This is a genomic window from Candidatus Paracaedibacteraceae bacterium (genome assembly GCA_019636055.1).
Lineage (GTDB): Bacteria > Pseudomonadota > Alphaproteobacteria > Paracaedibacterales > Paracaedibacteraceae > Paracaedibacter.
Genome location: JAHBYH010000003.1, coordinates 12,939 through 28,561, shown reverse-complemented (window position 1 = coordinate 28,561; position 15,623 = coordinate 12,939). Strand labels below are relative to the sequence as shown.

General features: G+C 42.4%; 8 protein-coding genes and 1 pseudogene. 2 read left to right on the top strand and 7 right to left on the bottom strand.

All coding sequences use genetic code 11. The features are described from left to right. Window positions 1–181: 181 nt before the first annotated feature. The 7 genes and pseudogenes from KF820_05755 to KF820_05725 form a co-directional block, all read right to left on the bottom strand. Complete coding sequence (locus KF820_05755) at window positions 182–1,450, bottom strand: PAS domain S-box protein (GenBank protein ID MBX3457848.1); 1,269 nt, start codon at window positions 1,448–1,450, stop codon at window positions 182–184. A gap of 243 nt (window positions 1,451–1,693) precedes the next feature. Further along, window positions 1,694–3,091, bottom strand: coding sequence for an NAD(P)(+) transhydrogenase (Re/Si-specific) subunit beta (locus KF820_05750; protein ID MBX3457847.1), 1,398 nt, complete (start codon window positions 3,089–3,091; stop codon window positions 1,694–1,696). A 13-nt stretch (window positions 3,092–3,104) separates the two neighbouring features. After that, window positions 3,105–3,512, bottom strand: a complete 408-nt coding sequence (locus KF820_05745; protein ID MBX3457846.1) for an NAD(P) transhydrogenase subunit alpha — start codon at window positions 3,510–3,512, stop codon at window positions 3,105–3,107. Window positions 3,513–3,524: 12 nt separating this feature from the next. After that, entirely contained in the window at window positions 3,525–4,646 is a 1,122-nt protein-coding gene (locus KF820_05740) for a Re/Si-specific NAD(P)(+) transhydrogenase subunit alpha (GenBank protein MBX3457845.1), read from the bottom strand. A 67-nt stretch (window positions 4,647–4,713) separates the two neighbouring features. Further along, window positions 4,714–5,400: an RNA pseudouridine synthase gene (locus KF820_05735; GenBank protein MBX3457844.1), complete on the bottom strand. Its 687-nt coding sequence runs from the start codon at window positions 5,398–5,400 to the stop codon at window positions 4,714–4,716. Between the two features lies 1 nt (window position 5,401). Further along, window positions 5,402–6,100 (bottom strand): DNA/RNA nuclease SfsA, encoded by a 699-nt coding sequence (gene sfsA, locus KF820_05730; GenBank protein ID MBX3457843.1) that lies wholly within the window; start codon window positions 6,098–6,100, stop codon window positions 5,402–5,404. A 5-nt stretch (window positions 6,101–6,105) separates the two neighbouring features. Next, window positions 6,106–7,014 (bottom strand): annotated as a pseudogene (locus tag KF820_05725) (DUF1016 family protein). A 224-nt stretch (window positions 7,015–7,238) separates the two neighbouring features. Here KF820_05725 and KF820_05720 point away from each other — a divergent pair. Both KF820_05720 and KF820_05715 read left to right on the top strand, forming a co-directional pair. Then, the gene (locus tag KF820_05720; GenBank protein MBX3457842.1) at window positions 7,239–7,979 is read left to right on the top strand and encodes a competence/damage-inducible protein A; all 741 of its coding nucleotides are present in this window, start codon (window positions 7,239–7,241) and stop codon (window positions 7,977–7,979) included. 412 nt (window positions 7,980–8,391) lie between these two features. Then, window positions 8,392–15,621: a GNAT family N-acetyltransferase gene (locus KF820_05715; GenBank protein ID MBX3457841.1), complete on the top strand. Its 7,230-nt coding sequence runs from the start codon at window positions 8,392–8,394 to the stop codon at window positions 15,619–15,621. Window positions 15,622–15,623 lie beyond the last annotated feature (2 nt).

The following is a 15,623-nucleotide window of genomic DNA, read 5'->3' as shown; positions in this document are numbered from 1 at the left end:
CAATAAAAGGAGCCTTCCAACTGAATGTCCGAGACAGTTAAAAGTAGCATTAATAGCCCTAATTTAGTGCGCAAGAAACCCGTTAAAAGGGCATTTCCGACCACCTCTAAAAAGCCACACTCCTTTTTAAAGAACTAAAGAGAATTTGTTTAGCAATCCAATTTTTAGCCTCTCGCATTTTTCACGCTGGACTCAGAGTGTCTTCAACGCCCTCTTTTCCACTGTCATCTATTGGCACGAGACTCGGACTATCTGCGACATCCTCTTTCTTACTGTCGCCCACTGGCGCCAGAATCAAACTATCTACGACGTCCTCTTTTTTACTGCTATCTACCGGCTGAGGAAGAGTAAAAAATATAGTCGTCCCTTTTTCAAGACACGAGCTTGCCCAGATCCGCCCACCATGAGATTTGATGATTTTTTTACAATGAGATAAACCTAAACCACTGCCTTTTTGATCTGCATAGTTTACCCGAACATTCTCAGAAAAAATCTTTCGCAAATACTTACTTTCGATTCCTATACCATTATCTTCTACTGAGAATAAGAATACATTTCCCTTGTCAACGGCTTTTATATTAATAACAGGAGAGCTTTTCGTATATTTTAGGGAGTTAGAGATTAGATTTTGCATTAACTGGATTATAAGATCCTTATTAGCCCTAACATAAGGTAAGGCATCATAATTTACGGATGCTTCTTTTTTTAAAATTTCATTTGTCAGCAACATAACTGATTTTCGAACAGCATCCTCCATGCAAAAATTAGTCATGATAATATTTTTGCCTATCGATCGAGAAAAGACCAAAGTATTTTCAACTATCTTTTTCATTTGGTCAATGGCATTAATAATAGCAGCTGTATACTCATTTAAACTTTCCTGAGATCTCTCAGCAGATTTTGTCTGAGCCATTTGTGCATACAACGATATCGTCCGAAGCGACTGGTTTAAATCATGAGCGCAGATATTAGCAAATTTTGATAAACTATCGTTAGACTTCTCTAAAGAAGAGATACTCTCTTGCAACTGTATTTCAGCCGTCTTCCTAGCCGTAATATTTTCCACGTATAGAATAATTCCGCCAATTTCTCCGCTGGATAAATACCAAGGCCTAATTTCCCATTTCCAACACTCAATACTCCCGTCTTTTCTATAAAAGAGGTCTTCATCGCTTTTCAATTCCTCACCATGTAAACATCGCTGGTGAATCTTTTTCCATTTTATAGGCATATCAGGAATAAGACTGTACCAGTGGTCATCCGGATGAACGTTCCTCTTTTCTAAAGGTGATTCATCAAAGAACCGATCGCTTGCAGCTATAAATCTTAAGTTTCGGTCAAAAATGATTATAGGAACAGGCAAACGTTCTATGATCAACTTAAAGGTATTCTTTTTTGATAGGTCATGATTACGGGGGAACGTTTTTAATAAGAAATTAACTTCATTCATTATTACCTACCTTCTACCAGATTAATTTTATCTCATCGAACCGCCCCAAAACAGTTATTAATGGCAATATTTATGGGAAATGACTTTACCGGTTATTAATGAATTTGACATTAAGAACAGTTTTTTGCAATTGATTTTTACAATAAAATTAGCATCAGTTTTCCTTAATTTTTAACCTTTATTCCTCTCTGGCTGTACCGCTAAAAATATAAGAAAAGAGGGAGCTTTTAGCCCCCCCTTTTTTTAATCCATTGATTTTACAATTTCTTCACAGACTTTTTTCGCATCGCCCAACACCATAAAGGTATTATCACGATAGAACAAGTCATTATCGACACCTGCATAACCAGAGGCCAAAGAACGCTTAACGAATAAGACTGTCTTTGCCTTTTCGACATCCAAGATCGGCATTCCATAAATTGGTGATGATTTATCCGTTTTGGCCGCAGGATTGGTGATGTCATTCGCACCAATAACAAAAGCCACGTCTGTTGTACCAAAATCAGAATTAATGTCTTCTAGTTCCAACACATCATCATAAGGAACATTAGCCTCAGCTAATAGAACATTCATGTGCCCCGGCATACGTCCTGCAACAGGGTGAATTGCATATCTGACTTTAACACCAGCTTTCTTTAGCATATCAGCCATTTCACGCAACGCATGTTGAGCTTGCGCAACAGCCATACCGTACCCAGGAACAATGACAACAGAGCGTGCATTAGATAACATAAAGGCTGCATCTTCAGATCCGCTCACCTTAACAGGACGATCTTCCTGAGATGAGGACAATCCGCTAGCAACTGCTGCTTCAGCGCCAAAACCGCCTAAGATAACACTAACGATCGAGCGATTCATTCCCTTACACATGATGTAGCTGAGGATCGCACCCGATGCACCGACTAAGGCTCCTGTAATAATCAACAAATGGTTATTCAGGGTAAAACCAATACCGGCTGCTGCCCACCCTGAATAAGAGTTCAACATGGACACAACAACAGGCATATCAGCCCCACCAATTGGCAGAATCAACAAAAAGCCCAAAGCCAAAGCAACCAGTGTCAACGCCCAGAACATAAAGTGGGATTGACTGCCAACAAATCCTGCAATTAACAAAAGAATTAAACCACCCAGAATCGCATTAAGTTGGTGTTGCCCCTTAAATGACAAAGGTTTACCACCAATTAATCCTTGCAATTTACCAAAGGCAACAAGAGAACCTGAAAACGTAATCGCACCAATGGCTGATCCTAAGCCCATTTCAATCAGGCTTGACGTGTGAATCGCCCCTTCAACACCGATACCGAATGACGCTGGGGCTAAGAGGGCTGAGGCCGCAACAAAAACAGCCGCCAAACCAACAAAGCTATGAAATCCTGCAACTAACTGCGGCAGCGCGGTCATTTGGATTTTCTTAGCAATAACAAATCCAACACCACCACCAACAACAAGGCCAAGCAAGATATAGCTATAGCTAGCTACGGACGGGGACAAAATTGTTGTAAGAATGGCAACTGCCATACCCACCATACCGTACATATTACCAGCACGAGAAGTTTTTGCCGACGACAATCCTTTCAATGCCAAAATAAAACAAACGGCAGAAACTAAATACAAAAATGAAGAAAAACTTGCACTCATCAGAGACTCCTACCTATTTGCTTTTTGAAAACATGTCAAGCATGCGCTGAGTGACCATAAAGCCACCGAAAATGTTAACAGATGCTAATGTTACGGCCAAAAACCCAAAAAACGCAGACGCGCCCATTTCAACGGGTCCAGCCGCCACAATTGCCCCAACAATGATCACGCTAGAGATCGCATTGGTCACCGCCATCAACGGGGAATGCAAGGCTGGCGTCACTTTCCAAACAACATAATAACCAACAAAACACGCCAGCGCAAAAACCGTCAACCCCATGATAAAGGGATCTGTCGGCGCCACATCCGTGTTTTGCACCATTTGCCGAAGGGACGCCTCGACTTTATTGGCATGATTACCAATCTCAGCCACTGCGACTTTGAGCTTTTCCATCCGCTCAATTAAGGAATTTACATCCATAGATAACCTCTCTTATTTTGCAAAATTGGTGTGAACAACAGCACCATCGTGGGTTAAACAACATCCTTTAATGATTTCATCGTTGAAATCAAGAGCAACAGCCCCCTCACCGTTCACCATAATTTTCAACAAGTTAAAAATATTGCGAGCAAAAACACTGCTGGCATCAAACGCGATACGACTTGGGACATTTGGATAACCAAAGATGCGGACACCGTGCTTTGTAACAGTTTTTCCAAACTCAGATAATTCACAGTTTCCACCATTTTCAACAGCCAAGTCATAAATGATTGAGCCTTCTTTCATCGATTTAACCATATCAGCCGTGATCAAAATAGGCGCCGCTTTTCCTGGAATTAAGGCCGTTGTCACAATGATATCTTGAGTCGCAATAACTTCTGCCAATTTCTCAGCTTGACGCTTTTTATAGTCATCACTCATTTCTTTTGCATATCCACCAGCACCATCACCGGACTCTGTGGCTTCGACCTCAACAAAGCTTGCACCCAAACTTTCAACTTGCTCTTTAACAGCAGGGCGAACGTCAAAGGCGCTGACAATAGCCCCCATCCGCTTTGCTGTGGCAATCGCCTGAAGCCCCGCAACGCCAGCCCCCAAGATCAAGACACGCGCCGGTGGGATTGTTCCTGCTGCTGTCATCATCATGGGCATAGCCCGCCCAAATTCAGCCGCGGCATCAACCACAGCTTTATATCCGGCTAAGTTAGCTTGGGACGACAAAACATCCATAGCTTGGGCCCGCGAAATCCGCGGGATAAACTCTAAGGCAAGACTTGTGATTTTTTTCTTAGCCAAATCTTTCAAAGCTTTGTCATTTTGATAGGGTTTAATCATTGAGATTAAAATTAGATTATCTTTGGCACCCTTAAGTTTCTCAACACCATCAAAAACAACACTGGTTACAACATCAGCATCCGCCAAGTCCTTAGCTAAATCTTTAGCGATTGTCGCTCCGGATTTTGTATAATCAGCATCCGCAAATCCAGCTGGTTTACCAGCGTCCTTTTCGACATGAACCCCATGCCCTTGATCAACTAATTTTTTGACAATCTCTGGGGTTATTGATACGCGACCCTCATGAGCCGCTGTCTCTTTGAGCACAACAATTTTCATGGTAATTCTTCTTTTCCTCAAAACACTGAATTCAGGATAACACACGTTTAAAAGATCTCAAAGGAACTCAAACTTCGTGAAGATTAAATGTGTTCATCAACGCCAGCATATGCTCCGGAACCGGCGCTACCGCACTAACCGGATCCTTTTTTGGATAAAGAGGAATCTCAATAGATCTTGCCAGTAAATGCAAGTAATCATCATCAAGATCTGGTGTCTCTCTCCCATAGACAGGATCACCAACAATAGGGCATCCTAATGCTTCGAGATGGACACGCAGTTGGTGAGTACGCCCTGTAATCGGACTTAACTCAACAAAACTATGGTTGGCTGTCTTACCTAAAACTTTGTATTCCGTAACAGCACGCTGACCATTCAGATCCACTTTCATCCACCAATTACTTTTACGGTCATTCATCTTAGCCAGTGGCAAATCAATAACACCTAAATTATCTGGCAAATGGCCTTTGACAATAGCCCAATACGTCTTTTTAATCTGCCCACTGCTGAACAAAACACCTAAACGACGCAAAGCCTTAGCATGGCGACCAAAAACCAAACAGCCACTTGTTGACGCATCCAATCGGTGCCCCAAACCAGGAACATTCGGCAAGCCAAATTGAAGCTGATGAAAATAATCCTCAAGATTTGGTTTACGACCTTTGCCCTTGTGAACAGCATACCCCTTTGGTTTGTTAATGATTAAAATCATCGCATCGCGATACAAAATTCGATCTTGTAAATTTAGTGTCATATTATAAGTCTAGTGTTAATCGTCGGTATAACCTAATGCCGTCGTCTTGCATATCACAAGCATAGGCGTACGCCTCAACGCCCTTAGCAAAAACATCAGCAGCTATTGCAGCATACACTGGATCAATATCCTTTGCCAAGCTAAAGCGGTCACAATCATCCCGCTGCACCACATAAACCATAGCAGCTCGAAACCCCTGTAGCACCATTTCAGCCATTTCCCTAAGATGTTTAGCTCCCCGCTCCGTCACGGCATCAGGAAACTCAACGAGTCCTCCGCGGCGCAAATGCACATTTTTAACTTCCACATAACAATTAGACTGAGGACCGTCCTGCAATAATAAATCAATTCGCGAATTTATTCCGTATTTAACTTCACGGCGAATCTTTGTATACCCGGTAAGCTCTGGAATAATACCAGCCTCAATTGCTTCTTGTGTCAGGTTATTAGGATGAGACGTATTCACGCCCACCTTCACGCCATCGCTTTCAACCATTTCCCATGTGTATTTAAGTTTACGTTCAGGATTTGTTGCAGGACTCAACCAGACAGTCGAACCCTCATTCAACAATCCCAACATCGCACCCGTACTCGTACAATGAGCTGTCACAACTTCACCCGAATCTAACCTCACATCTGTCAAAAATCGTTTATAGCGCTTAATTAATTTGCCTGTCACAAGGGGATTTTCAAATTTCATATATTTTACTCTCTATTTTTCTGAACAGCTAGATGTAGTTTTTCTTTGAGGACTTTCTCAAGTGGTTTAGTAAGATATTGAGCCACATGAATGTCACTCTTCTCTAGATTTAACAACTCAACTTGTTCTTGGTTTTTTTCTGCACACAAAATAATTCCAAGCGGAGATTCTTCTCCCTCTTTCCTTTCATATCGATCTAACCAACGAAGATATAATTCAACCTACCCTTTGTAAGATGCTTGAAATTTCCCTAATTTCAACTCAATCAAAATGAGTCTATTTAAGCCCCTATGATAAAAAAGTAAATCAATGTAAAAATCTTCATGACCGATTGAGATACGTTTCTGCCGAGCTACAAATGTAAAATCCCCGCCAAGCTCTAGCAAGAATTTCTCTAGATCACGGAGTATTGCTTGCTCCAGTTCCCCCTCACTATAAGCATCCTCTAAACCCAAGAAATCTAGTACATACGGATCTTTCAATACAATATTTGCCGTTACATTCCCAGTCTGACGCAATACTTCTAAATCGTTCTTAATTGTTAATTCTGGTTTTTTTGAAAGAGCCGTCCTCTCAAACAACATTCCTTGTATTTTTTCCCTGAGAATACGAACACTCCATCGCTCAGCACAGCACAGTTCAATATAAAAGTCTCTTTTTAGTCGATCCTCTAAAGGCAAAATTTCAACAATATGACTCCAACTCAATTGTTGCGACAGTGTCGCGACAATTGAGTCATCCGGAAATAAGTCATAAAACTTGATCATTCTTGAAATTGCAGTCTTAGTAAACCCTCGTCCACAATCTAAAGTTAATTGTTGCGACACTGTCGCAACAATTTGCTCCCCATAATCAGCTCTACCATATTTCTGGATATCTACCTTGATAACTCTACCTATAGACCAATTAAGCATAACAAGTTCTGAGTTCGCAGAACGAATGATGGTTTCTCTAGCCCCAACAACTAATTTCTTGATCGTGGGAATAAGCTGTAATTCTATTTCGGACTTTATGTTTGACAAATCAGACACGATATTACCTTTCATCGAACAATCCTCTGTCACAAGGGGATTTTCAAATTTCATAGAACCGTCTATTATTATATTAAGTTGATTAACCATACGATAATTCACACAAGATGACAAATCCTACTGCAGCTATCCTCGTAATCGGCAATGAAGTTCTATCTGGGCGAACCCAAGACGCTAATGTTAATTTTATAGCAAAACGTTTGAGTGACCTTGGCGTTACCTTGAGTGAAGTCAGAATCATACCTGATATTGAGGGGATGATTATTGATGCAATTCGGACGTTATCAGACAAATATGATCAAGTTTTTACAACCGGAGGCATCGGCGCAACTCATGATGATATCACGGCTGCTAGCATCGCAAAAGCTTTTAACCGGAGCCTTCATACAGACCCTGAGGCTGTTAAAATCTTGCAAACTTATTATCTTGAACGCCTTAATGAAACGCGCCTCAAAATGGCCATCATCCCTGAAGGCAGCAGTTTAATTAAAAACCCTGTCAGTGCCGCCCCAGGTTTTCAGATTAAAAATGTTTATTGTATGGCCGGTATTCCCGCCGTTATGCAAGCTATGTTTGATGTGATCATTCCGACCTTAAAAATAGGACAAACGTTTCATGCAAAAACAATTAAGAGCTTTATCTTAGAAAATGATATCGCTCAACCCCTGACGGATATTCAGAACGCCCATACCACAGTTGAGATTGGGAGCTACCCATCATTTCTATCCCCCGGGAAATGGGGTGTTAGCCTTGTCGTGCGCGGAACAGATTTGGATGCGATTAACCATTCAATCGACGATATATGCGCCATGATCAAAGCACAAGGTCATGAATACATTATTGAGTGAGAGTAGTTTCACAAAGCCGTCACCTTAAATTAAAGAGGGCAAAAGAAACCTTATCAAAAAATCTTTTACCCATAATGAAAGAGCGGCTCTTTTAGTACATAAACCTGTACTCTATCCACCCCTGAAATAATCACCTTAAAGACAACGCTTTCTTGTTTTAAAATTTATCCAGCATGATATTAGCGTCATTAATAGAGCTAGTTCGTAGATTCTATTCTAATTTTTGGCTGAAGTGCCAAACATCCATCAACTTGCACCAATAAACCCCAAAATAACAGAGCCATATAATTGGCGGAATATTTGAGAGATTTTATGCAAACATGCGTGTTCATTAATCTAAAATTAAACAATGCCTTTCTAAAATATAGTCGTATCTTCCTGAAAAAACCTCTGAATAAAAAGAAGGCTATATATGTTTACTAAGTCTACGATCATTGGGTCTCTCAAAAATTGGTCAAAACTACATCCTGATAGGATTGCCTATACCTTTTTTCGCAATGAGTCTCGCGAAGAAATAACCTATAACGAACTCGATCGTCGTGCTCGGTGTATAGCCACTTTGTTACAATCATATGGAGATTGTCAAGGTGAGCGCGTGATGATCCTTTTAAATCCAAGCCTAGATTATATAGCCGCTTTCATGGGGTGCCTTTATGCAGGGGTAATTGCTGTTCCTGCCTATCCTCCCCGCAATAATCACCATACGAAACGCCTCGAAAAGGTTATCGAAGATGCAGGGGCAAAGTTTATTCTCACGACCCAGAACTTCGAAGATAGACTCGATAATCTATCCTCTAAAATTTGCTTTATCGAACAATGCAGTGATATTAATCCTAGCCTTTATCAAGAATACCCTGTTGCACCTCAGGATATTGCTTTTCTACAATATACATCAGGTTCCACTGGCAACCCAAAAGGCGTTATTGTCAGCCATGAGAATTTGACAGTTAACATCCAGATTCTTCGTTCTTTTATGAACGAGGGAGAAAATAAAGTATGTTCATGGTTGCCGCCCTACCACGATATGGGTTTGGTTTATGGCATATTATTACCGCTTTACTATGGTTGGCCTGACTTTTTGATGTCGCCTAGTTCATTTGTCAGCGATCCTATTCGCTGGTTACAGATTATCTCACAAGAAGGTGTGACCGCTGTCGCTGCTCCTAATTTTGCCTATGACTTGTGTGTTGAGGCGACCCTCCAAGGAGGAATGCCACTGTTAGATTTAAGTCAGTGGACATTTGCTATTAACGGAGCCGAGCCGGTTCGGGCAGATACCATTCGTAACTTCATAAAAACATTTAGTCCTTATGGGTTTCAAGAAAGCAGCATGCGCCCAGGATATGGGATGGCAGAAACAACTTTAGAAACTGCACTTTGTTATTCCCCTAAGACAATTGAAGTTTCTAAGGCCGCTCTGGAAGAAGGCAAAATTAAGGCGCCCCAATCTCCTGAAGATTCTTACGAGTTGGTCGATTGTGGTTGGCCAAGTCATGACAATAAAATCAAGATTTTAGACCCTGAAACACGAGAAATAGCGGCTCATGATCAAATTGGAGAAATCTGGTTCCATGGGCCAAGTGTTGCTCAGGGGTATTGGGGTAAGCCTGAGTTAACACAAGAGATTTTTAAGGCTAAGGTTAAAGGTGATGACTCAGAAAAAGAGTACCTTCGTACCGGTGACTTAGGCTGGGTCGATAATCATGGTCATGTTTATGTTACAGGGCGTCTTAAAGACCTAATTATTATCGGTGGTCGTAACTATTATCCGCAAGACTTTGAACATACCACTGCAGAAAGCCATGAAGACCTAATTAATAATGCCGCTGCTGCCTTTACGATTGATACCGACAAGGGATCTGAACTTGTCATTGTTCAAGAAGTTAAACGTCACATAAAGGACTTCGAGTCTATCTTTGCAGCAATTCGCCAAGCCATTTCGCAAGCTCATGAGGTGTTTGTTCAACGGATTATTCTCATTCAACGGGCGAGTTTACCAAAAACGTCAAGTGGTAAGGTACAGCGAAAATTAACCCAGTCAATGCTGCTGAATGGAGAGTTGCGTATTCAAGCAGAATGGCAAGCGCCGAAAATTCAAAACAGGAACAAAATGCCTCTGGTTTCGAAAGATTCCGTTGACATATTAATGTGGATACAAGATTGGATCAAACAAAGCTTTGATCTGCCATTAGTTACAGGACAAGATTCTTTTGCCAACTATGGCTTTACCTCTCTCTTGGCGGCTCAATTCTGTAGCGAGTTAAGCGAATGGTGTGGCGTAGAGTTATCTCCTGTGCTGTTATGGGACTACCCCACGCCAGTAAAATTAGCAGAATATTTGACAACAGCAAAGTCGCTTCATGCCCAGAAAATCACCCAAGCATCCAAAGAACCAATAGCGATAATAGGGATTGGTTGTCGTTTACCTGGTGGGGCGGATCTCAAAGAGTTTTGGGACCTTCTTCAAGATGGTCGAGACGGGATCAGAGACATTCCCTCCGAACGCTTTGATCTTGATGCCTATTATGATCCCGATCCTACAATACCCGGAAAGATGAATACCCGTTGGGGTGGTTTTATTGATGATGTCGATCTTTTTGATGCGGCCTTCTTTGGTATCAGTCCTCGTGAAGCTGAGATGATGGACCCGCAACAACGCCTTCTGCTCGAGACAACGTGGAAAGCCTTGGAAAATGCGGGGATTAATCCGCAGCAGTTGAAGGAAAGCCATACAGCAATTCTCATTGGGGCGTCGACCTCCGATTATTCAAACTTGTTACTCCAACAAAAAACAAATGAAAGCCTTAATGCCTATCTTGGGACAGGAACAGCGCTGAGCGCGGATGCCGGAAGGTTGGCTTATGTGCTGGGAACGCGTGGTGAAGCCTTGACCATTGATACCGCCTGTTCATCTTCTCTGGTAGCTCTGTATCATGCTTGTGATGACCTACGGGATGGAGAATGTGATTTGGCCATAGCCGGCGCTGTTAATCTTGTTTTAGCACCGGACTTAACGGTTGCTTTGAGTAAAGCGGGGATGCTCTCTCCAACAGGGCGATGTCAGACTTTTGATGTGAATGCCAATGGCTATGTTCGCTCAGAAGGATGTGGTGTGTTGATTCTCAAGCGCCTTGCAGATGCTGAACGGGATGGCGATCGTATTTTAGCCGTGATTAAGGGCACAGCTGTCAATCAGGATGGCGCCAGCAATGGCTTTACGGCACCCAATGGTCGCGCTCAAGTCGAGGTATTTACAGAAGCTCTCCAAAAAAGTAACTTAAAGGGAACGGATATCGACTACATCGAAGCCCATGGTACGGGGACGCCGTTGGGTGATCCGATTGAAGTCCATTCTATTGCAGAAGTCTATGGCGGTGGCAGACAGAAACCCCTGATCTTGGGATCCGTTAAGAGTAATATTGGCCACCTAGAAGCCGCAGCCGGTATGGCCGGTCTCATTAAAGTGGTTTTATCCTTGCAAAACGAAAAGATTCCGGGCAACCTTCATTTCCAAACAGTGAATCCTTTAATTGAGTTAGATCGTATCCCGGCTCAAGTTGCAACGGGCCTGATTCCTTGGCAACGTGGAGACAAACCGCGTCGAGCTGCCGTCAGCTCGTTTGGCTTTACAGGCACGAATGCCCATGTAATCTTAGAAGAGGCTCCACAATCCCCTAAAACAATCAATGAGATCGATCGCCATGATCATATCTTAACGCTGTCTGCAAAATCAGAAGCGTCTCTTAAAGCGCTGACGGAGTCCTATCAGGCATATCTGTTCACTCATCCTGAGTTTGATATTGGGGATGTTTGTTATACTGCCAACACCGGACGGGCTCACTTTGGCCACCGTGTTGCTGTCATCGGACAGACAGTTGAAGACATAGTCAATAAACTCAAGACCAGAGACTTTATTCAAGGAACAGCTCTGAATAATCATAAGGTCGCATTTTTATTCACCGGTCAAGGATCCCAGTATGTGGGGATGGGCAAAGCGTTGTATGAAACAAGTCCCGTCTTTAAAGACGCTTTAGATGAATGCGCTAATCTTCTCATAGAACATTTGGATAAACCTCTGCTCAATGTGTTATGGGAAGATAAGGAAGCAATTCATCAAACTCAATACACTCAACCGTGTCTTTTTGCTCTTGAATACGCCCTGTTTAAAATGTGGCAAAGTTGGGGCATCCAACCCACATATGTCATGGGGCATAGTGTTGGGGAATATGTGGCTGCGGTTATAGCGGGCGTGATGTCACTAAGAGATGGTCTAAAATTAATTGCTGCCCGTGGCCGCCTAATGCAATCCTTGCCGGCTGGCGGCGGGATGGCAGCACTTCAGGTTGATGAAGAAACCTTAACGGCACTCATTCAAGAGTCAAATGCTAACATTGACTTAGCCGCTGTTAATGGTCCAAAGCAACGGGTGATTTCCGGGACCTTGGACGAGATCCATAAGGTCGTGACACTCGCCAAGAGTAAAAAACTGAAAGCTCAACAACTGGAAGTGTCACATGCCTTCCACTCTTCGTTGATGGATCCAGTTCTCGAGGCGTTTAAAACCATAGCCGCAGCTATTGCGTATAAGGCACCACAACTCGGTTTAGTCTCGAATGTGACAGGTACCGTCATGTTCGAAGCCCCGACCGCAGATTACTGGGTTAACCATCTGCGTCAAGCGGTTCAGTTTGAAGCCAGCATTCAAACATTAGAAGCTGAAGGATGTACGGCCTTTATTGAAGCAGGACCGTCCCCTGTCTTGACTACCTTGGGGCAACTCTGTGTGCCAGGTGACAACCACACCATATGGGTAGCCTCATTATCAGAGAAAGAGTCGGACTGGCAAATGTTGACGGAGAGTCTCTCTAATTTGTACATTGCTGGCGTTGAAATAGACTGGGCAGGTATTGATGCTCCCTATCATCGGCGCAAATTAGATCTGCCAACCTACGCCTTTGACCGGCAACGGTATTGGGCGCCTGTTCTGGATGAAGCACGCCGTCATCAGGATAATTATGTCGATCCTGACTGGTTCTATGGGCTGCAATGGCTCCCCCACGAGCTAAACTCAAGTGCGACAAGAGAAGCGTTGAGCAGACGTTGGTTACTGATTGGCGATCATCCTTTAATGCAAGAAGTCGGGTCTCTCCTCAAGGCAAAGGGAATATCATGCCTTACCCTTAACGAAGATGTATTGGATAGCAAAGAGTCGGTCTTGTCGGCAATTTCTGATCTCGTCAAGGAAGAACCGCTGTCCGGGGTTATTTATGGTTTAGGTCTGGATCAAGCAACGACGACACTATCAGATCTGAAGCATCAAACGGCCGGATTATTACACCTTGTTCAATCTTTGGTACAAGAGAATCAAGAACCTGTTCTTTGGGTCTTAACAGCCGACGCACAACCGATTGGAAAAATGACGAATCTTGCCGCAGCGCTCCTGTTAGGGATGAGTAAAGTGATTGCCCTGGAACATCCGGACTTACACTGCTCCCGCTTAGATCTAGACGGAACACAAGACATAACGCAACAAGCCGGGATTGTCTTAAACGAACTAGAACGCCGTGACGGCGAAGGAGAAGTAGCCTATCGCGAGGGGATCCGTTATGTGCCGCGCTTAGATCGGGTTAAAGATACCGTGGGCGGAAAACCTTTAGTTATTGATTCTAAGGCAAGCTATGTCATTACCGGGGGCTTGGGTGCTCTAGGATTAGAAGTTGCCGGATGGCTAATCAGCAAAGGGGCAAAACATCTAACCTTGCTCGGTCGTCGCTCCCCTCATGATCAAGCGACAGCTAAGATTGCTGATTGGCAATCACAGGGTGTTACGATCACGACAAGAACTGTCGATGTGGCCGATCGAGATGCTTTAGCTTCTGTGCTTTCTGAACATGGAACAGTCACCCCCCCCATCAAAGGTATTATTCATGCAGCAGGCGTGCTAGACGATCGATTGTTGATGAATCAAGAATGGTCTGTGTTCGAAAAAGTCTTGTCAGGCAAGGCAATGGGAGCGTGGCATTTACATGAATTGAGCGCTAACCTGCCTCTGGACTTCTTTATACTCTTCTCGTCTGTTGCAAGTATGGTGGGATCCTTAGGTCAAAGTAATTATGCCGCAGCCAATGCGTATCTTGATTCATTAGCCTATTATCGACACACCCATGATTTACCTGTCTTAAGTATTAACTGGGGTCCTTGGGCTGATGTAGGAATGGCCAATACCGTGCAAAAGTTCGATCCCGGTATCCAACGGCTTTCGATCAAGCATTCGCTTAATGCGCTCTCGCATTGTCTGAACACTTCGTTATCTCAATACATGGTCGCTGACATCAATTGGTCAACCCTTAATCTTGGCCAAGCAATGCCCGCTCTCCTTCAAATCCTAAGCCCTAATTTAGGGGGGCAACAGCCTTTGTCTCAGGAAATGTTGTCATTAACAAATTCATCCATCTCAATTGAAAAGAAAATTCAGTCTTTAAGTATACTTTTAGCCAGTTATTTGAAACGTCTTGTCGCAGTTGGGATATCGGAAAATGACTATGACAAAAATTTCTTTGAATTGGGGAATAATTCCTTAATGGCAGCTGAATTTGCCCATATAATTAATAAAGAAATGAAGGATATGGTTACGATAACAATAAAAGACATCTATACCTATAATACCATTAATTCATTGGCGTCATTTATTCAGAGTAATTTTACTGAACATGCAGCTCCAAGCATAGGGAGCATTATTACAGAATCCACCTCTAAAACACGAGACGAAAATGATTTCAAAATTCATTTTGAATCACCTGTCAGTAAAACAACAAAAGATTTAATTAAAAGTGGTTTAAATAGTTACAATGAGATCTTACTAAGAAAGACCCATGAACAAGATCTCACCTTTATTTTTCAGGACAAAAAAACCAACGCAACTGTTGCTGGATTGGTAGGGACAATATCTGTTTATGAGGATAAAAAAACAGCATCGATAAATGCTCTGTGGGTTCGTAAAGATTACCGCAAGCAAGGAATTGCAAATAGGTTATTTAAGGCATTTGAAACCCACGTTTTCAACGAAGGATGCGACACAATTCAACTTGATTTATTCAATTACCAACATCCTGTTTTCTTTGAGAAGCAGGGATTTGAGTTGGTAAAAATCCTTCCAAATTTTCCTGTCCCCTATGATTTATTTCTCCTGAGAAAAAATATTGCACAATTAAAGGGAGCAGCTGAAAGAGATGAAGATATTCTTTTTGTGAGTGATGATGGCCTTATTAAAGGAATGCTTCTTAAAGAAATGGCAAGTATTAATTCTCATTACTTTGAAGGACATCCCATAGATTTTGCGATTTATATAACCTCTGGCCATAATAATTCTATCGTTGGGGGGGCAATGGGTTACCACGTTATGTCTTATGGCGTTGGGACTTCTGCATGGATTGATAGCAACTTTAGAGGAACAAATGTCAGTAAAATTTTATTTGATAGTTTTACGGATTACTTGAAGCGGCAAAATTGTAAAGAGTTTATTGGGGGGACATTAGGAAGTGATGCTTTAAGTCTTTATTTGAAATCTGGGTTTTATGTTGTGGAAAAAATACCTGAATGGGTAGGAAAAGCCGATAAAACGTTTATAAGAAAGAAACTATAATT